At 66.1% G+C, this 17,423-nt stretch carries 17 protein-coding genes; 12 read left to right on the forward strand and 5 right to left on the reverse strand.

Going from position 1 to position 17,423, the window contains the following annotated elements; all coding sequences use genetic code 11:
* Positions 1-542: CBS domain-containing protein (locus tag GBZ48_RS14730; RefSeq protein WP_246307194.1), on the reverse strand; the 542-nt coding region annotated here is incomplete at its 3' end.
* A gap of 428 nt (positions 543-970) precedes the next feature.
* On the opposite strand from GBZ48_RS14730, the gene GBZ48_RS14735 reads away from it, so the two are divergent.
* Positions 971-1,192, forward strand: coding sequence for a hypothetical protein (locus tag GBZ48_RS14735; protein WP_098737466.1), 222 nt, complete (start codon positions 971-973; stop codon positions 1,190-1,192).
* Between the two features lie 86 nt (positions 1,193-1,278).
* Here GBZ48_RS14735 and GBZ48_RS14740 read toward each other — a convergent pair whose 3' ends face one another.
* Entirely contained in the window at positions 1,279-1,722 is a 444-nt protein-coding gene (locus GBZ48_RS14740; RefSeq protein WP_174471725.1) for a GNAT family N-acetyltransferase, read from the reverse strand.
* A 476-nt stretch (positions 1,723-2,198) separates the two neighbouring features.
* On the opposite strand from GBZ48_RS14740, the gene oxlT reads away from it, so the two are divergent.
* From oxlT to GBZ48_RS14775, 7 genes are all read left to right on the forward strand, one after another.
* Positions 2,199-3,503 (forward strand): oxalate/formate MFS antiporter, encoded by a 1,305-nt coding sequence (gene oxlT, locus GBZ48_RS14745; protein ID WP_174471726.1) that lies wholly within the window; start codon positions 2,199-2,201, stop codon positions 3,501-3,503.
* Positions 3,504-3,802: 299 nt separating this feature from the next.
* Positions 3,803-4,546, forward strand: coding sequence for a sulfite exporter TauE/SafE family protein (locus tag GBZ48_RS14750; RefSeq protein ID WP_174471727.1), 744 nt, complete (start codon positions 3,803-3,805; stop codon positions 4,544-4,546).
* A 226-nt stretch (positions 4,547-4,772) separates the two neighbouring features.
* Positions 4,773-5,801: a 2-dehydropantoate 2-reductase gene (locus tag GBZ48_RS14755; protein ID WP_174471728.1), complete on the forward strand. Its 1,029-nt coding sequence runs from the start codon at positions 4,773-4,775 to the stop codon at positions 5,799-5,801.
* A 101-nt stretch (positions 5,802-5,902) separates the two neighbouring features.
* Positions 5,903-6,388, forward strand: a complete 486-nt coding sequence (locus GBZ48_RS14760; RefSeq protein WP_174471729.1) for a CBS domain-containing protein — start codon at positions 5,903-5,905, stop codon at positions 6,386-6,388.
* 152 nt (positions 6,389-6,540) lie between these two features.
* A complete protein-coding gene (locus GBZ48_RS14765) occupies positions 6,541-7,710 on the forward strand; it encodes a Re/Si-specific NAD(P)(+) transhydrogenase subunit alpha (RefSeq protein WP_174471730.1) in 1,170 nt (389 codons plus the stop codon).
* A gap of 13 nt (positions 7,711-7,723) precedes the next feature.
* Positions 7,724-8,158: an NAD(P) transhydrogenase subunit alpha part 2 gene (locus GBZ48_RS14770; RefSeq protein ID WP_174471731.1), complete on the forward strand. Its 435-nt coding sequence runs from the start codon at positions 7,724-7,726 to the stop codon at positions 8,156-8,158.
* A 4-nt stretch (positions 8,159-8,162) separates the two neighbouring features.
* A complete protein-coding gene (locus GBZ48_RS14775) occupies positions 8,163-9,557 on the forward strand; it encodes an NAD(P)(+) transhydrogenase (Re/Si-specific) subunit beta (protein ID WP_174471732.1) in 1,395 nt (464 codons plus the stop codon).
* 71 nt (positions 9,558-9,628) lie between these two features.
* On the opposite strand, the gene uraD is transcribed toward GBZ48_RS14775, so the two are convergent.
* The gene (uraD, locus tag GBZ48_RS14780; RefSeq protein WP_174471733.1) at positions 9,629-10,138 is read right to left on the reverse strand and encodes a 2-oxo-4-hydroxy-4-carboxy-5-ureidoimidazoline decarboxylase; all 510 of its coding nucleotides are present in this window, start codon (positions 10,136-10,138) and stop codon (positions 9,629-9,631) included.
* An 11-nt stretch (positions 10,139-10,149) separates the two neighbouring features.
* The gene (gene puuE / locus GBZ48_RS14785; RefSeq protein ID WP_174471734.1) at positions 10,150-11,067 is read right to left on the reverse strand and encodes an allantoinase PuuE; all 918 of its coding nucleotides are present in this window, start codon (positions 11,065-11,067) and stop codon (positions 10,150-10,152) included.
* Positions 11,068-11,255: 188 nt separating this feature from the next.
* Here puuE and uraH point away from each other — a divergent pair, with 188 nt between their 5' ends.
* The 4 genes from uraH to GBZ48_RS14805 all read left to right on the forward strand — a co-directional run bounded on the left by uraH (position 11,256) and on the right by GBZ48_RS14805 (position 16,540).
* Complete coding sequence (gene uraH / locus GBZ48_RS14790) at positions 11,256-11,618, forward strand: hydroxyisourate hydrolase (protein ID WP_174471735.1); 363 nt, start codon at positions 11,256-11,258, stop codon at positions 11,616-11,618.
* 123 nt (positions 11,619-11,741) lie between these two features.
* The gene (gene gcl, locus GBZ48_RS14795; protein WP_174471736.1) at positions 11,742-13,511 is read left to right on the forward strand and encodes a glyoxylate carboligase; all 1,770 of its coding nucleotides are present in this window, start codon (positions 11,742-11,744) and stop codon (positions 13,509-13,511) included.
* A gap of 178 nt (positions 13,512-13,689) precedes the next feature.
* Positions 13,690-14,610, forward strand: coding sequence for a LysR family transcriptional regulator (locus tag GBZ48_RS14800; RefSeq protein ID WP_174471737.1), 921 nt, complete (start codon positions 13,690-13,692; stop codon positions 14,608-14,610).
* A 214-nt stretch (positions 14,611-14,824) separates the two neighbouring features.
* On the forward strand, positions 14,825-16,540 hold the full coding sequence (locus tag GBZ48_RS14805) for a methyl-accepting chemotaxis protein (protein WP_174471738.1): 1,716 nt from the start codon (positions 14,825-14,827) through the stop codon (positions 16,538-16,540).
* Between the two features lie 40 nt (positions 16,541-16,580).
* Here the strand turns inward: GBZ48_RS14805 and GBZ48_RS14810 are convergent, their stop codons facing one another.
* Positions 16,581-17,414, reverse strand: coding sequence for an IclR family transcriptional regulator (locus tag GBZ48_RS14810; protein WP_174471739.1), 834 nt, complete (start codon positions 17,412-17,414; stop codon positions 16,581-16,583).
* Positions 17,415-17,423 lie beyond the last annotated feature (9 nt).

Below are 17,423 nucleotides of genomic sequence, written 5' to 3' on the forward strand. Positions count from 1 at the left end.
CCGTGACAACCCTGATCTTCACCCATCACGACTGCTTCGCGCACGACACCGGCCCCGGCCACCCGGAGGCGCCGGAACGGCTGGCGGTGGTGTGGCAGGTGCTCGATCGGCCGGAGTTCCGCGACCGCGGTGACGGTGCCGTCCAGCTCCTGCAATTGCAGCCGGGTGAAGTCGCGGGCGCTGACGACGCCGACCAGATGGCCGTCCTCCAGAACCGGAAGATGGCGGATGTGGTGCTGCTCCATCAGATGCAACGCCTGCCGCACGCTGTCGGACGGGGCGCAGGTCACCGGCTGGCGGGTCATCAGCTGAGACACCGGCATCGCCATCAGAGAGCTGCCGCGTTCCAGCAGGGCGTGCACGATGTCGCGCTCCGACAGGACGCCGGCCAGCGTGTTGCCTTCGGTGCGGCAGACGTCCTTGACGACCAGGGCGCTGATGTTCTCCGCCTTCATCAGGCGGATGGCGTCGGCGACCGTTGCACTGGTCCGCACGGCGACGACGCGGGCTTGCTTGGTGCGCAGGATGTGTTCGACCTTCATGGCGGGACTCCTGATCGGCTGCGGCTGGCGGGAAAGCCATATGCGGGGCGGCCCGTCTTCAGGGCCGGCAGGGCGCCCGGCCGGGCGCCTTGCTTTGAATATGGTATGCCAAATACTGTACGCCAATCAAACAATTTCGCTGACCAATTTTGGCGGCGGCCCTAATTCTCAGCCCGCCTCATACGATTGTGCAGCGCAATGGGCCTCGCTCTGTTGGTTCATGATACCAACGCAGCACAGCCATACTGTTCGTAATGCGATATGTTTGTTATGCATGCAAATGGACCTAGGCATGCGGTATGCGCATGTCCGGCATCATGTACCTTGTATACCAAAAAACTTGAACCGATTGCTGCGCCGCGTCATAACGGAATTGTCACGCCGAAGCCGACCAAACAAAAAAAGCACCCCACCGAGACACTGGAGCGATGAACATGTTGGAAATGCTGGTTCTGGCGCTTGTGCTGTCCGTCTTCGGCGGCACGGTCCATTATATTCTTTCGATGCAGATCGCCAACGCGGGCAAGTCGCAGCGCGATTTCTCCTCCGCGCCGCTTCGCCTTGCCAACCCGACCGAGGCCGATCTCAAGGAGCCGGAAGACGAACTGCCGCCGGGTCCGGCCTGGGCGAGCTTCCCGCGCGCCTTCTGACCTGCGGCTCTTCCTTCCTGTCATCGTGAGAAAGACGGCCTCCCGGGGCCGTCTTTTTCGTTTCCAGTTTGGGTATCTCCACCCGGTCAGGCGAGCGGCAGGACCAGCTGGAAGCTTTTGATGGTCATCCGCTTGCGGTGGTAGAAGCGGTGGGCCTCGCCACGCTGGATGCCGGAGATGATCTCCATCTGGGCGCAGCCGCGCTCGCGCGCCTCGCCGGCCAGCCAGTCGAACAGCTTGTCGCCCAGCCCGTAGGAGCGCTTGGCGGAGCTGGTCACCAGATCCTCGACATACATATAGCGACCGCGCGACAGCGTCTCGTGGACGCGGAAGCCGCCGCAACCGGCGATCTCGCCATCCAGCCGCAGCAGGGCGAGGTTGTAGCCGTCGTCCATCTGGCGGCGGATCTGCGCGCGGTAGGCTTCGGGGTCGGTCATGTGGGTCCGCAGCTCCTTCATGACCGCGTAGCTGGCGGCGATATCGGCATCGTCACGCGCCACGACGATCTCGATGCTCTGCTGCTGGTCCATGGCGGTCGACTCCTTATCAATATGGGTTCTGCCGGAAAGGGCATCGGCGCCGACGGTATGTTCCCGGCGCTGGCATACCATATGCCAGTCGCTCGTCCGGCCAAACGCTGGCCTGCCACACTTTCCGCGTGCCGGAAAACCAATGGCCGCAGGTAGGGCCCGCAGCGGCGCGAATGCAGCCTGCGGAAACAGTTCGTCCCTTCCACTAATCGCTTGCGCGGCATTCGGCATCTGGTATACCATATTGATAATTCCAGATCGGATCAGGACCGCACCGATTTGGCGGGGGGCGAAAACCCGCCTCCCACAGCAGTGAAGCGCCCCGGGGCCGCATCCCCGCCGCGCTGCCACTCACAGCAAACAGCAGCATCAAATTCCGAAGCATCTCAGAAGACACCAAAAGAAAACGCCTAAAGCATCAAAACAGAAGCGACGCCCGAATCGGCAGAGAACCGCTTCCTAGGAGGAGATAGAAGATGCAGCATACGAATTCGGAGGCGCAGGGAGCACCGCTCGGCGGCCGCTGGATGCAGTTGGTCATCGGCGTGATCTGTATGTCGATGATCGCGAACCTGCAATATGGCTGGACGCTGTTCGTCAACCCCATCGATGAAAAGTATCATTGGGGCCGTGCCGCCATTCAGGTCGCCTTCACCATTTTCGTCGTGACCGAAACCTGGCTGGTGCCGGTCGAGGGCTGGTTCGTCGACAAGTTCGGTCCCCGCATCGTCGTCGTGGTCGGTGGCATCCTGTGCGCCCTGGCCTGGGTCATCAATTCGTTCGCCGACTCGCTGGCGCTGCTCTATCTCGGTGCGGCCATCGGCGGCATCGGCGCTGGCGGTGTCTATGGCACCTGCGTCGGCAACGCGCTGAAGTGGTTCCCGGATCGCCGCGGCCTCGCCGCCGGCCTGACCGCCGCCGGCTTCGGTGCCGGCTCCGCCCTGACGGTCGTGCCGATCGCCAACATGATCCAGACCTCCGGCTTCGAGCAGACTTTCCTGGTGTTCGGTCTGGGCCAGGGCCTGATCGTCTTCGCGCTGGCCTGGTTCCTGAAGGAAGCCGACCCGGCCCTGCTGCCGAAGAACAAGAGCAACATCGTCCAGAGCCGCCGCAACTACACCCCGCAGGAGACGCTGAAGTCGCCGGTCTTCTGGGTGATGTACCTGATGTTCGTCATGGTCGCCGCCGGCGGTCTGATGGCCACCGCCCAGCTCGGCCCGATCGCCAAGGACTTCCACCTCGACGGCATGCCCGTCAGCATCATGGGCCTGACCCTGCCGGCGCTGACCTTCGCACTGACCATCGACCGCGTGCTGAACGGCGTGACCCGTCCGTTCTTCGGCTGGGTGTCCGATCATATCGGCCGTGAAAACACGATGTTCGTCGCCTTCGCCATCGAAGCGGTCGGCATCCTGGCGCTGAACCAGTGGGGTCATCACCCGGTCGCCTTCGTCGTCCTGACCGGTCTGGTGTTCTTCGCCTGGGGCGAGATCTACAGCCTGTTCCCGTCCTGCTGCGCCGACAGCTTCGGGTCGAAGTTCGCCACCACCAACGCCGGCCTGCTCTACACCGCCAAGGGCACCGCGTCGCTGGTCGTTCCCTTCGCCAACGTGATCGTGTCCTCCACCGGCAGCTGGCAGGCGGTGTTCTTCTTCGCCGCCGCGGTCAACGCCATCGCCGCCTTCATGGCCCTGTTCGTCCTGAAGCCGATGCGTGCCCGCCAGATCGCCGAGGACACCACCCAGCCGGTCGGCAAGCTGGCGGCCGAGGGCGCCGACTGAAAGCACCGCGGACCTTCCGCCGAAGGAGTTCCCGTTGACCGGGGGGCCAGCCGGAACTCCAAATAAGGGCGGAACAGTCTGAGGGCGGAACAGGTACCGCCGGCAAAACGACAAACCGGCACCGGGACCACCGCATTGGTCCCGGTGCCGGTTTGTCGCGTTTTGGGAGGCCGGCCGTGAACCGCATTCACGCCCGCACCCCGACTGACAGGTCCCGGCAGAGAACGCTGGGAGACTGATATTCTGTATACAGAATACGGGTTGCATCGTCAACACGGATCGAAAGGGGTGGATCGATCATGTTGGGTATTCTTGTCCTGATGCTGGCGGCCTTCTGTTCCGGCGCGCTCAACGCCGTCGCCGGGGGTGGCGCCTTCATCACGTTTCCGGCGCTGCTGTTCGCTGGGGTGCCGCCGGTGGCTGCCAATGCCTCCAGCACCGTGGCGCTGTTTCCGGGGCAGGCGGCCAGCAGCTGGGCCTACCGGCGGGAGATCGCCGCCGGCGGCCAGGTGAATGTGCCGGTCTTCGCCGCGCTCAGCCTCGTCGGCGGGCTGGTGGGCGCGCTGCTTCTGCTGGTGACGCCCAATGCCATCTTCGCCCGCTTCGTTCCGTGGCTTCTGTTGTTCGCGACAGCCGTCTTCGCCATCGGCGCCTATGCGCCGGGCATCGTGTCCAGGCTGCGCCTGGGCGGGCGCAGCGTGCTGGTGGTGCAGTTCCTGATCTCGATCTATGGCGGCTATTTCGGCGGCGGCATCGGCTTCCTGATGTTGGCGGCGCTGACCCTGTTCGGGCTGCGCGACATCCACGCCATGAATGGGCTGAGGCTTCTGCTGGCGATGCTGATGAACGCGGCGGCGGTCGGCACCTTCATCGTCGCCGGTGCGGTGTCCTGGCCGGAAACCGTAGCGATGGCCCTGGCGGCGGTGGCCGGCGGTTATGCCGGCGCCATGGGGGCGAAGCGGGTCGATCCCAAGCTTTTGAAGACCTTGGTGGTCATCATCGGAGCGGTGCTGACCCTGTACTTTTTCGCGAAGGGAGCCTGATCCGAACGGGGTGTATCCGGCGTCCGCAATCTCAACCGTGCCCCCACATTCCGCATTGACATACGGTATGTGGTATACCAAACTCCAGACACAGTTTGCGCGACAGACTGTTGGATGCCGCTGCAAAGCGACCGGTCAGCCGATGGATGCGGCCGGTGCGGGCAGGCTGGCGTCGTCCAGCCCCACAGCATTCAAAAAGTGAAATCGGGGGAGAGGGGAATCCGGCATGAAGATCTGCATCTACGGATCCGGGGCCATCGGCGGCTACCTCGGCGTTCGCCTGCATCAGGCAGGTGCCGAAGTCAGCCTGGTGGCGCGTGGCGCGCATCTGGCGGCGATGCGCGAAAACGGCGTCACCTTGCTGATGGGGGAGGAGAAGACCGTCGTCCACCCCCGCTGCACCGACAACCCGGCCGAACTCGGCCCGCAGGATTATGTGATCGTCGCGTTGAAGGCCCACTCCGTCCCCGGTGTCGTGCCCGCGATGCAACCGCTTCTCGGTGACCACACCGCCGTCGTCACCGCGGTCAACGGCATTCCCTATTGGTATTTCTACGGCACCGGCGGCGCGTTCGACGGCCGCACGCTGGAAACCGTCGATCCGGGTTCCGTCCAGTGGAAGGGCTTGGGTCCGCAGCGCGCCATCGGCTGCGTCGTCTATCCGGCGACCGAGGTGGTGGAGCCGGGCGTCATCCAGCATGTCTACGGCGACAAATTCTCTCTCGGCGAGCCGGACGGGTCGAAGTCGGACCGCGTCGTCGCCCTGTCGAAGGCGATGGAGGCCGGCGGCCTGCGCGCGCCGGTGCTGGACCGCATCCGCGACGAGATCTGGCTGAAGCTGTGGGGCAACCTCTGCTTCAACCCGATCAGCGCGCTGACCCACGGCACGCTGGAGGTCATTTGCGGCGATGCCGACACCCGCGCCGTCGCCAAGGCGATGATGCTGGAGGCTAAGGACATCGGCGACAAGCTGGGCGTCCATTTCCGCGTCGATGTGGAGCGCCGCATCAACGGCGCCGCCGCGGTGGGCGCGCACAAGACCTCGATGCTCCAGGATCTGGAGCGCGGCCGGCCGATGGAGATCGACCCGCTGCTGTCGGTGGTGCAGGAGATGGGCCGCATGGTGGGCGTGCCGACGCCGACCATCGACGTGGTGCTGGCGCTGGTGAAGCAGCGCGGCGAAACCGCCGGCTGCTACAGCCGGCCGCAGCCTGCGGCTCCCGCCCGCACTCCGGAAGTGGCGGCGGCCCAGTAGGCAGGCCCATCAGGCAGGCCGGGGCAGAACAAATCAGGCGACGCGGCCGGCGCAAACCGGGACAGGTTTCGCGCCGGCCGCCTCAAGGGGGGTGGAGCGTCATGAAGGTCGAGGACATTCTCCGCAAGAAGGGCACGCGCATCGGCATGGTGCGCATCAACGAAACGGTCTCCACCGCGCTGCGCCTGATGAAGGCGGAGAATACCGGCGCGCTGGTGGTCAAGGACGTCTGCCGCACCGAAGGCAACACGGTGGTCGGCGTCATTTCCGAACGCGATGTCGTCCGCGCCCTGGTCGACCGCGGTCCCGCCATACTGGAGCAGGCGGTTTCGGCGTTGATGACGCGCGATCCCTACTGCTGCAGCCCGTCGGACTCCGTGCGCCATGTGCTGAGCCTGATGGACGAACACGGCATCCGCCATGTCCCGGTTCTGGAAGGTTCGACCCTGGTCGGCGTCGTCAGTGTCCGCGACCTGATCCGCCGCCAACTGGAAGAGTTGTCGGGCGAGGGCGTTCCGGTGGCCGCCGCCACGGCTGCTGCCACCGCAGCGGAAGGCTGGGACTTCCCGGTCGTTGCCAATCAGTGAGTGCTGCGGGTGGGGCCGGCGCATGTCCGCCGCCCCATCTGAGTTGCCGCTTCGGCGCTTGCCCGCCCTGATCCGGCTCTGACCGGGAGCCTTGACCCAGGGGTGGGGCGATTATTGCCCGCCGCCAAGGCCGGCCTTCGAAAGCAAATGACATGAAGATCGCGATACCCAGGGAGCGCCGCCCGGGCGAGCGCCGCGTCGCCGCGTCTCCCGAAACCGTCAAGAAATTCAAAGCCCTCGGTCTGGACGTGGTGGTGGAGAGCGGGGCCGGCCTCGGTTCCAGCATCACCGACGCGGCCTATGAGGCGGCGGGGGCCGCCATCGCCGCCGACCAGGCTTCGGCGCTGGCCGATGCCGACATCGTGCTGAAGGTCCAGCGGCCGCTGATCGCCGGCGAAGGGGAGGTCGACGAGCTGGCGCTGATCCGCAAGGGTGCGCTGCTGTTCGCCATCCTCAATCCCTACAACAGCCGCGACCATGTGAAGGCCTACGCCGATGCCGGCGTGAACGCCTTCGCCATGGAGTTCATGCCGCGCATCACCCGCGCCCAGGTCATGGACGTGCTGTCCTCCCAGGCCAACCTCGCCGGCTACAAGGCTGTCGTCGATGCCGCCTCGGAATATGGCCGCGCCTTCCCGATGATGATGACCGCCGCCGGCACCGTGCCGCCGGCCCGTGCCTTCATCATGGGCGTCGGCGTCGCCGGCCTCCAGGCCATCGCCACCGCCAAGCGCCTCGGCGCCATCGTCTCGGCCACCGACGTGCGCCCGGCGGTGAAGGAGCAGGTGCAGTCGCTGGGCGGCAGCTTCGTCGCCGTCGAGAACGACGAGTTCAAGCAGGCCGAGACCGCCGGCGGCTACGCCAAGGAGATGTCCGACGACTACAAGCGCCAGCAGGCCGCTCTGGTCGCCGAGCACATCAAGAAGCAGGACCTCGTCATCACCACGGCGCTGATCCCCGGCCGCAAGGCGCCGATCCTGGTGACGGCGGAGCATGTGGCGTCGATGAAGCCGGGCTCGGTGATCGTCGATCTGGCGGTGGAGCAGGGCGGCAACGTCGAGGGCGCCAAGCTGGGCGAGGTGGTGACCACGGCCAACGGCGTGAAGATCGTCGGCCATGCCAACTACGCCAGCCGCATCGCCGAGAGCGCGTCGCTGCTCTACGCCAAGAACCTGCTGGCGCTGCTGACGTCGCTGCACGGGAAAGACACCGGCGTGGCCGTCAACTGGGACGACGAGATCGTCAAGGCCATCGCGCTGACCCGCGACGGCGCCATCGTGCATCCTGCCTTCGCGGACGCCCGCGAAGCGCAACCCGCGTGAGGAGGCGGATCCCATGGAACACCCGGATCCCGCAAGCAACATCGCCGCGTTCCGCCAGACCCTGGCGGCGTTGAGCAATCAGGTCGATGCGCTGGCCGTGCAGGTGGCGCAGCTGTCCCCCGTCCCGGCGACCGAGGCGGCCAGCCATGGCAGCTTCTTCGTCACCGGCCTGACGGTGCTCGTGCTGGCCTGCTTCGTCGGCTATTACGTCGTCTGGCGCGTCACCCCGGCCCTGCATTCGCCGCTGATGGCCGTGACCAACGCCGTGTCGTCGGTCATCATCGTCGGCGCGCTGGTCGCCGCCGGTCCGGCCGGCCCGATCTTTGGCGATGGGGGCTTCTCCAAGGTCCTGGGCTTCCTTGCCGTCATCCTGGCGTCCGTCAACATCTTCGGCGGCTTCCTCGTGACCCAGCGCATGCTCTCCATGTTCAAGAAGAAGGGCAAGTAAGACCATGGAAACCTTGTCGGCCCTTCTCTATCTCGTCGCCTCCATCTGCTTCATCATGGCGCTGCGCGGGCTGTCCAGCCCGGAGACCTCGCGCCAGGGCAACATCTACGGCATGGTCGGCATGACCATCGCCATTCTGACCACGCTGGCCTCGCCCATCGTCCAGTCCTACTGGATGATCGTGCTCGGCATCGCCATCGGCGGCGCCATCGGCTACGTCGTCGCCAAGAAGATCGAGATGACGGCGCTGCCGCAGCTGGTCGCCGCCTTCCACTCGCTGGTCGGCCTCGCCGCCGTCTTCGTGGCGCTGGCCGCCTTCTATTCGCCGGAGGCGTACGGCATCGGCCTCCGCGGCGCCATCGCCAAGGGCTCGCTGATCGAAATGGCGCTCGGCACCGCGGTGGGTGCCATCACCTTCACCGGCTCCATCGTCGCCTTCGCCAAGCTCCAGGGTCTGGTCACCGGCAAGCCGCTGGTCTTCCCGATGCAGCATCCGCTGAACGCGGCGCTGGGCGTGCTGACCGTCATCCTGATCATTTGGCTGGTGCAGTCGAATGCCGATGTCGTGATGTGGCTGATCGTCATCGTGGCGCTGGCGCTGGGCTTCCTGCTGATCCTGCCGATCGGCGGCGCCGACATGCCGGTCGTCATCTCGATGCTGAACAGCTACTCGGGCTGGGCGGCCTGCGGCATCGGCTTCACGCTGCAGAACAACCTGCTGATCATCACCGGTGCTCTGGTGGGCTCCTCGGGTGCGATCCTGTCCTACATCATGTGCAAGGGCATGAACCGCTCGATCTTCAACGTCATCCTCGGCGGCTTCGGCGGCGAGGCGGCGGGTGCCGCAGCCGGTGCCAAGGGTCCGCAGGGCTCGGTGAAGGCCGGCTCGGCGGAGGATGCCGCCTACATCATGAAAAACGCCCAGTCGGTGATCGTGGTGCCCGGCTACGGCATGGCGGTGGCCCAGGCCCAGCATGCGCTGCGCGAGATGGCCGACAGCCTGAAGCACGAAGGCGTGGATGTGAAGTACGCCATCCACCCGGTGGCGGGCCGCATGCCCGGCCACATGAACGTGCTGCTGGCCGAGGCCAACGTGCCCTACGACGAGGTGTTCGAACTGGAGGACATCAACCGCGACTTCGGCACGGCGGATGTGGCCTTCGTCATCGGCGCCAACGACGTGACCAACCCGGCGGCCAAGACCGACCCGACGAGCGCCATCTACGGCATGCCGATCCTCGATGTGGAGAAGGCCAAGACGGTGTTCTTCATCAAGCGCGGCATGGCCGCCGGCTATGCCGGCGTCGAGAACGAGCTGTTCTTCCGCCCCAACACCATGATGCTGTTCGGTGACGCCAAGAAGGTCACCGAAGAGGTCGTCAAGGCGATGGAAGCGTAACGGACACTTCGACTGAAGAGGCGCGCCGCTCCGAAAGGGCGGCGCGCTTTTTCTTTTTTAGACTGGTGTTATCACTTCACCAGATCGTCCAGCCGGAAGCCGGCGATCTTGTAGATTTCCTCCAGCGCCCGGCCGAACTCCACCTCCGGCTCGTTCGCCACGCGCTCGCGCATCGCCGCCAGGATCTCCTGCTTGCTGCTGAAGCGCACCGCCATGATGAAGGGGAAGCCGAAGCGTTCCCGGTAGGCCCGGTTCAGGTCGCGCTGCTCCTGGGCTTCCCCCTCCGTCAGCTCGTTCAGGCCCGCTTTCGCCTGTTCGGTCTGCGAGAAGGCGGTCAGATTGGCCGGGCGGCTGGCACGGTCGGCGAGGTCGGGGTGGGACAGGATCAGGGCATGCTGCCGCTCCGTCCCCGCCGCGCGGACGATGCCGGTCATCGCCGCGCGCAAGGCGGTGGCATCGGCGAAGGGGCGCTTGTCCCAGGCGGCCTCGGCCACCCACGGGCTTTCCTCGAACACGGCACCCAGCGCCGCGACGAAGGCGGCGCGGTCCATCCGGTTCAGGTCGTCCAGGCTGTAGGGCATCTGCTGCGGTCTCATTTCGCGGTGTAGGGGTGTTCGGCGATCCAGTGGCGGGCGATGTCGAGCCGTGTCGCCACCCACGCCTTGTCATGGCTGCGCACATAGTCGAGGAAGCGGGCCAGCGCCGCGGCGCGGCCAGGGCGCCCGACCAGACGGCAATGCAGGCCGATGGACATCATCTTCGGCGCCGTCTCGCCCTCGGCATAGAGCGTGTCGAAGCTGTCCTTCAGATAGGCGAAGAACTGGTCGCCGCTGTTGAAGCCCTGGTTCGTCGCGAAACGCATGTCGTTGGCGTCGAGCGTGTAGGGAACGATCAGCTGCGGCCGGCCATGGCTGTCGTCCCAATAGGGCAAATCGTCGGCATAGGAATCCGCATTGTAGACGAAGCCGCCCTCCTCGGCGACCAGCCGCCAGGTGTTCGGGCTGCACCGCCCGAGATACCAGCCGAGCGGACGCTCGCCGGTCACGCGGGTGTGGATTTCGATGGCGCGCAGCATGTGCTCACGCTCCACCTCGGCCGGCAGATGCTGGTAGTCGATCCAGCGCCAGCCATGGGTGGCGATCTCCCAGCCGGCGGCCTTCATCGCGGCGACCACCTCGGGATTGCGCTCCAGCGCCATGGCGACGCCATAGACGGTGACCGGCAGGTTGCGTTCGGTGAACAGGCGGTGCAGCCGCCAGAAGCCGGCGCGCGAGCCGTATTCGTAGATCGACTCCATGTTCATGTGGCGGGCGCCCGGGATCGGCTGGGCGCCGACGATCTCCGACAGGAACGCCTCCGACGCGGCGTCGCCATGGAGGACGCAGTTCTCGCCGCCCTCCTCGTAATTGATGACGAACTGCACCGCCACGCGGGCGCCGCCCGGCCAGTTGGCCTGCGGCGGGGTGGCGCCATAGCCGATCATGTCGCGGGGATAAGCCGTGCCGGTCATCGTCGTCTCGCCCTTTTGCGCTGCGGTCGAAGCGGAACCTACGCTAAGCCATTGGCGGCAGGGGGTTCAACCGGCCGATTGTCTCCCGGCGGCCGAAGACAGTTTCCGAATTTGGACGGGTGGGCAGGGCAGGGCGGATGCGCTTAAGCTGTGGGTCCGAACTCGCACCGTCGCGGAGACCGTACCCCATGGGCCGCTTGACCACCCACGTCCTCGACATCGCCGCCGGCCGTCCGGCGCCGGGCATGCGCATCCGCCTGACCTCGCTCGACACCGGCGCCGTTCTCGGCGAGTTCACAACGAACGCCGACGGCCGGCTCGATGCCCCAGCGCTCCAGGGCGAGGATTTCAAGTCCGGCCGCTACGAGCTGCTGTTCATGGCCGGCGACTATTTCCGCCGCATCGGCGCGATCTCGGGCGCCATTGACGGTGACGGGCCGGACTTCATCGACGAGGTTCCGCTGCGCTTCGGCATCAAGGACGCGTCCCAGCATTACCATGTGCCGCTGCTGGTTTCGCCTTGGGCCTATTCCACATATCGCGGCAGCTGAGGTCCCTCCCCGTTCGGCACCGCTTTCCAGCCTGTGGAAAAGGCAAGCCGTTGATTTGCCGCACCCACCATCCGCGCGCTTAGCTGTTCTCAGCAACAATCGCGTTTGGTGAGGAGTCGAGCGATGGCGAGAATGACGGCGGCGGAAGCGGCGGTGCGGGTGCTGGAGCGGGAGGGCATCGACGTCTGCTTCGGCGTCCCGGGCGCCGCGATCAACCCCTTCTATGCGGCGATGCAGCGGCGCGGCACGATGCGCCATGTGCTGGCCCGCCATGTCGAGGGTGCCTCGCACATGGCCGAAGGCTACACGCGGGCGAATGCCGGCAACATCGGCGTGTGCATCGGCACCTCCGGCCCGGCCGGCACCGATATGATCACCGGCCTCTATTCGGCGATCGCGGACTCGATCCCGATCCTGTGCATCACCGGCCAGGCGCCGCGCGCCCGCCTGCACAAGGAGGATTTCCAGGCCATCAACGTGCCGGACATCGCAAAGCCGGTGACCAAGTGGGCGCTGACCGTGCTGGAGCCGGCCCAGGTGCCCTACGTCTTCCAGCAGGCCTTCCATCTGATGCGCAGCGGCCGTCCCGGCCCGGTGCTGATCGACCTGCCCATCGACGTCCAGATGGCGGAGATCGAGTTCGACGACGAGACCTATGAACCGCTGCCGGTCTACAAGCCCTCGGCCACCCGTGCCCAGGTCGAGAAGGCGCTGGCGATGTTCGCGGCGGCGGAACGTCCGCTGGTCGTGGCCGGCGGCGGCATCATCAACGCCGATGCGTCCGACAAGCTGGTGGAGTTCGCCGAGCTGCTCGGCGTGCCGGTGATCCCGACCCTGATGGGCTGGGGCACCATCCCCGACGACCATCCGCTGATGGCCGGCATGGTGGGCTTGCAGACCGCCCACCGCTACGGCAACGCGACGATGCTGAAGTCCGACTTCGTGCTGGGCATCGGCAATCGTTGGGCCAACCGCCACACCGGCTCGGTCGAGGTCTACACCAAGGGCCGCAAGTTCGTGCATGTCGACATCGAGCCGACCCAGATCGGCCGCGTCTTCATGCCCGATCTCGGCATCGTGTCGGACGCCGGTGCGGCGCTCGACCTGTTCATCGCGGTGGCGAAGGAGTGGAAGGCCGAGGGCCGCTTCAAGGATCTCGGCGGCTGGGTCAAGGACTGCCAGGGCCGCAAGCGGTCGATGCACCGCCGCAGCGACTTCGATCAGGTGCCGATGAAGCCGCAGCGCGTCTATCAGGAGATGAACAGCGCCTTCGGCCAGGACACCACCTACGTCACCACCATCGGCCTGTCGCAGATCGCCGGCGCGCAGTTCCTGCACGTCTACAAGCCGCGCCACTGGATCAACTGCGGCCAGGCCGGCCCGCTGGGCTGGACCCTGCCGGCGGCGCTCGGCGTCCGGGTGGCCGATCCGAAGCGGCGCATCGTCGCGCTGTCCGGCGACTACGACTTCCAGTTCATGATCGAGGAGCTGGCGGTCGGCGCCCAGCACAAGCTGCCCTACATCCATGTGCTGGTGAACAACGCCTATCTCGGCCTGATCCGGCAGGCGCAGCGCGCCTTCCAGATGGACTTCCAGGTGCAGCTGTCCTTCGAGAACATCAACGCGCCGGAGATCGGCGTCTATGGCGTCGACCATGTCGCGGTAGCGGAAGGGCTGGGCTGCAAGGCGATCCGCGTCACCGAGCCGGACCGCATCCAGGAGGCCTTCACCCAGGCCCAGGCCTGGATGGACCAGTATCAGGTGCCGGTCGTCGTCGAGCTGGTGCTGGAGCGGGTAACCAATATCTCTATGGGTGCCGACATCGACAGCGTCACCGAGTTCGAGGAGACGCTGGACCTGCCGGTGGAGGAGAGCGAGACCGTTCTGGTCTGACGATCCGGTCCTGATCCGGACTGAAACCGCCGGGGCGCAGGCGCGCTCCGGCGGTTTTCGTTTTGGCAACCATGCTGCGTCGCGGAAATTCCCTCTCCGCGGCCCCCGTGCTAGCGTCCGTCCCGACCCGTAAACCCACCGGTCCGGCCCAATCGTCTGGCAGGGAGTCCGCGCGAGCATGGCGTTGCTTGAAAACATGCGCATCTTCGTCCGCGTCGTCGAACTGGGCAGCCTGTCGGCCGCCGGGCGGAACCTGCGCATGTCGCCGGCCATGGTCAGCCACCGCATCCAGCAGCTGGAAACCCATCTCGGCGTCCGGCTGCTGAACCGCACGACGCGGCAGTTGCAGGCGACCGAGACCGGCATGGATTTCTACCAGAGCTGCCTGGAGGTTCTGGAAGCGGTGGAGCGGGCGCACAGCAGCATCGCCGCCGGGTCCGGCGTGCCGTCGGGCAGCGTCAGGGTGACGGCGCCCTTGGGCTTCGGCCGCCGCATCCTGGCGCCGCTGGTGCCGGACTTCTGCGCCGCCCACCCGCTGGTGGAGGTGCGGCTGCGGTTGTCCGACCATCTGCTCGACCTGCTGCGCGAGGCGGTCGACGTGGCGGTGCGCATGGCGGCGTTGAAGGATTCCAGCTTCGTCGTGCGCAAGATCGCCGACGTGCGCCGCGTGCTGGTGGCGGCCCCCTCCTACCTGTCGGAGCGCGGACGGCCTTCAATGCCGGCGGACCTGTCCGGCCACAACTGCCTGCTTCTGCGCTTTCCCGGTACCCAGCAATATCAATGGAGCGTGCTGGAGGGCGGCGAGCCGGTGAAGCTGCCGGTGTCGGGCCGCTTCGACGCCGACGATGGTGACGTGCTGACCGGCTGGGCGCTCGACGGGCGCGGCATCGCCATGAAGCCGCTGTGGGAGGTGGCCGAGCATCTGGCCAGCGGCGCCCTGGTGCCGGTTCTGCCCGATTTTCCGCCGGAGCCGGTGACGCTGGCCGTGCTCTATCCCCATCGCGCGCTGGTTCCCGCCAAGGTACGGGCGTTTGCCGACCACATGGTCCCGAAGATCAAGTCGGCACTGCTGGGAATATCTCCAGAGACGATCCTGTGATCGTCGGTACCCAGCCCTAGGGGTAATCCTGACTGGCCGTCCTGGATGCTTTATCTATCCTCCCTGGCGCTGTCGTATGCTGAGGCCGTGCCGCCAAGATACTTTGTTTCCGGAGACGATACCATTCGTGGCTCGTATCGGGAATGAAGCGGTGAATTCGGAAGCCATGGCCCTTCCGCATCCGTCCGGCGCGGCATGAGGAAGGGAGGACTCCATGTTTCTGTTCACCAGGGCTGTGAGCTGCGAGCGGGCCAAGCTGGATGCGCTCGACCGGTCGCAGGCCGTCGTCGAGTTCACGATGGATGGCACGGTGGTGGATGCGAACAGGAATTTCCTAGAGGCGATGGGCTATCGCCTGGAGGAGGTGAGGGGGCGTCCGCATCGCATGTTCGTCGATCCCGACCATGCGAAAAGCGCCGAGTACCGCCATTTGTGGGACGAGCTGCGGGCAGGCCGCTTCCAATCGGCGGTGTTCCGGCGGCTCACCAAGTCGGGCCGGGAAATCTGGCTGCGCGCCACCTACAACCCGATCCTCGGCGTCGGCGGCCGGCCGGTCGGCGTGGTGAAGTTCGCCACCGACATCACCGAGGCGAAGCTGCGGGAGGCCGATGCCAACGGCAAGCTCGCCGCCATTGAACGGTCCCAGGCGGTGATCGAGTTCGGATTGGACGGCACCATCCTGACGGCCAACCAGCGTTTCCTTGATCTGATGGGCTATCGGCTGGAGGAGGTGCGGGGGCAGCATCATAAGCTATTCCTCGATGGCGTGGATGCCGCCGATCCGGCCTACAGCGCATTCTGGGAGAAGCTTGGCCGGGGCGAGCATCAAAGCGGGGAATTCCGGCGCCTGACCAAGAGCGGCGCGCAGGTCTGGATCCAGGCGACCTATACACCGATTCTCGACCCGACCGGAAAGCCGTGGAAGATCGTGAAGTTCGCGACCGACGTGACCGAACAGCGGGTTCACAACGCCGACTTCCGCGCCCAGATCGAAGCGATCAACCGATCGCAGGCGGTGATCCATTTCAGGCCCGACGGCACGATCCTGGACGCCAATGAAAACTTCCTGAAGGCGATGGGATACCGGCTGGACGAGGTGGTCGGGCAGAACCATCGCCTGTTCGTCTCGCCGGAACAGCAGGGCAGCGCCGAATACCGCCAGTTCTGGGAGATCCTGCGCAGCGGGAAATTCCACTCCTCGCTCTACCGCCGCCGGGCCAGAAACGGATCCGACGTCTGGATCAATGCCAGCTACAATCCCGTGCTGTCCGAGACGGGGGAGGTGGTGAAGGTGGTGAAGTTCGCCACCGACGTGACCGGCATGATCAAGTCGCGTTTGGAAGCCATCGAGTTTTCCAAGCGGACGGTTCAGCAGGTGGCCGAAGTCGGCGATGCGGTCGAGCGGATGTGCGGATCCGCGACGCAGATTTCCACCGACATCCTGACGTCGCGCAAGGTGGTGGACGAGATCGACCGCCGGACCTCCGCTGCAGACAGCGCCACCGGCCGGTTGAACGAGGCTGCGGCGGCGATGGACGGCGTCGCCAAATTCATCGACGCCATTGCCTCGCAGATCAAACTGCTGTCACTGAACGCCACCATCGAGGCGGCACGGGCGGGCGAGGCCGGGCGGGGCTTCGCGGTCGTGGCGACCGAGGTGAAGTCGCTGGCCGAACAGACCTCAGGCGCCACCGAGCGGATCGGCGTCGAGATCGTCGCCATGCAGGAGGTCGTCCGTCAGGTGGTGGAGGCGCTGGGCGGAATCGCCCGGTCGGTCGACAGCGTGAAATCGACCGTTCATGGGGTTGCCGCCGGCGCCGAGGAACAGATGTCGCTCAGCGACGGCGTCGTGTCCAACATGCGGGAAGCCCGGAACGGCGTCGAGGCGATCAACCGCAATCTGCAGGAGATGCTGATCAAGGCACAATAAAGAGAGACGGTGACGGGCGGGCCGGTCCGGCCGGCCAGCCTCACACCCCCCGCGAGCGCACCAGCAGCACGCGCGCCTCTTCCGACGCGCGGTGCAGGTGGGGCAGGAACTGCACCTCCATCTCCGGGCAGGTGACGCGCGCGGCCTGGGCGCTGATGTTCATCGCCGCCACCACCCCGCCGGCGGCGGTGCTGATCGGCACGGCGATGGAGCGCAATCCCAGTTCCAGCTCCTGGTCGACCAGCGAGAAGCCGCGGTCGCGTACCCGTTCCAGCTCGCGCTTCAGCGCGTCGGGCGCGGTGATGGTCCGTTCGGTGAAGGGCTTCAGCGGCACCCGCGCCAGATAGGCGTCCAGCTCCGCCTCCGGCATCGCCGCCAGCAGGACCCGCCCCATCGAGGTGCAGTAGGCCGGCAGGCGGCTGCCGACATTCAACCCGACCGACATGATCCGCTTGGTCGCCGCACGGGCGATATAGACCACGTCGTCTTCGTCCAGAACGGCGGCGGAGCAGGATTCCTGCACCGCGCCGCTGACCTGTTCGATCAGCGGGTCGAGAATCGTCGCCAGCGGGGCCGACGACAGGAAGGAATAGCCGAGCGCCAGGATCTTCGGTTTCAGATGGAAGGTCCGGCCGTCCGACCCGGCATAGCCCAACTGCATCAACGTCAGCAGGCAGCGCCGCGCCGCCGCCCGCGGCAGGCCGGTGATCTTGGCGATGTCGGCGATGGTCAGGTTCGGCTCGCGCTCGGTGAAGGCGCGAATCACCGACAATCCCCGCGCCAGCGAGGTCATGAAGTTCGGATCCGACGCCTCTTCCGCCGCGCCGGAGGGTGTCTTGTTTGCGGTCCCGGCCAGTTGCTGGGTTTCGGCCATGCGCGGGCT

Origin of the sequence: Azospirillum melinis, assembly GCF_013340935.1 — a bacterium.
Lineage (GTDB): Bacteria > Pseudomonadota > Alphaproteobacteria > Azospirillales > Azospirillaceae > Azospirillum > Azospirillum melinis.

Bases quoted from the DNA above. Each gene is read 5' to 3' on its own strand.
- GBZ48_RS14740 (WP_174471725.1), bottom strand. From the start codon at position 1,722: ATGGACCAGCAGCAGAGCATCGAGATCGTCGTGGCGCGTGACGATGCC.
- gcl (WP_174471736.1), top strand. From the start codon at position 11,742: ATGGCGAGAATGACGGCGGCGGAAGCGGCGGTGCGGGTGCTGGAGCGG.
- GBZ48_RS14760 (WP_174471729.1), top strand. From the start codon at position 5,903: ATGAAGGTCGAGGACATTCTCCGCAAGAAGGGCACGCGCATCGGCATG.
- GBZ48_RS14755 (WP_174471728.1), top strand. From the start codon at position 4,773: ATGAAGATCTGCATCTACGGATCCGGGGCCATCGGCGGCTACCTCGGC.
- GBZ48_RS14775 (WP_174471732.1), top strand. From the start codon at position 8,163: ATGGAAACCTTGTCGGCCCTTCTCTATCTCGTCGCCTCCATCTGCTTC.
- GBZ48_RS14805 (WP_174471738.1), top strand. From the start codon at position 14,825: ATGTTTCTGTTCACCAGGGCTGTGAGCTGCGAGCGGGCCAAGCTGGAT.
- puuE (WP_174471734.1), bottom strand. From the start codon at position 11,067: ATGACCGGCACGGCTTATCCCCGCGACATGATCGGCTATGGCGCCACC.
- GBZ48_RS14735 (WP_098737466.1), top strand. From the start codon at position 971: ATGAACATGTTGGAAATGCTGGTTCTGGCGCTTGTGCTGTCCGTCTTC.
- uraD (WP_174471733.1), bottom strand. From the start codon at position 10,138: ATGCCCTACAGCCTGGACGACCTGAACCGGATGGACCGCGCCGCCTTC.
- uraH (WP_174471735.1), top strand. From the start codon at position 11,256: ATGGGCCGCTTGACCACCCACGTCCTCGACATCGCCGCCGGCCGTCCG.
- GBZ48_RS14810 (WP_174471739.1), bottom strand. From the start codon at position 17,414: ATGGCCGAAACCCAGCAACTGGCCGGGACCGCAAACAAGACACCCTCC.
- GBZ48_RS14770 (WP_174471731.1), top strand. From the start codon at position 7,724: ATGGAACACCCGGATCCCGCAAGCAACATCGCCGCGTTCCGCCAGACC.
- GBZ48_RS14765 (WP_174471730.1), top strand. From the start codon at position 6,541: ATGAAGATCGCGATACCCAGGGAGCGCCGCCCGGGCGAGCGCCGCGTC.
- GBZ48_RS14750 (WP_174471727.1), top strand. From the start codon at position 3,803: ATGTTGGGTATTCTTGTCCTGATGCTGGCGGCCTTCTGTTCCGGCGCG.
- oxlT (WP_174471726.1), top strand. From the start codon at position 2,199: ATGCAGCATACGAATTCGGAGGCGCAGGGAGCACCGCTCGGCGGCCGC.
- GBZ48_RS14800 (WP_174471737.1), top strand. From the start codon at position 13,690: ATGGCGTTGCTTGAAAACATGCGCATCTTCGTCCGCGTCGTCGAACTG.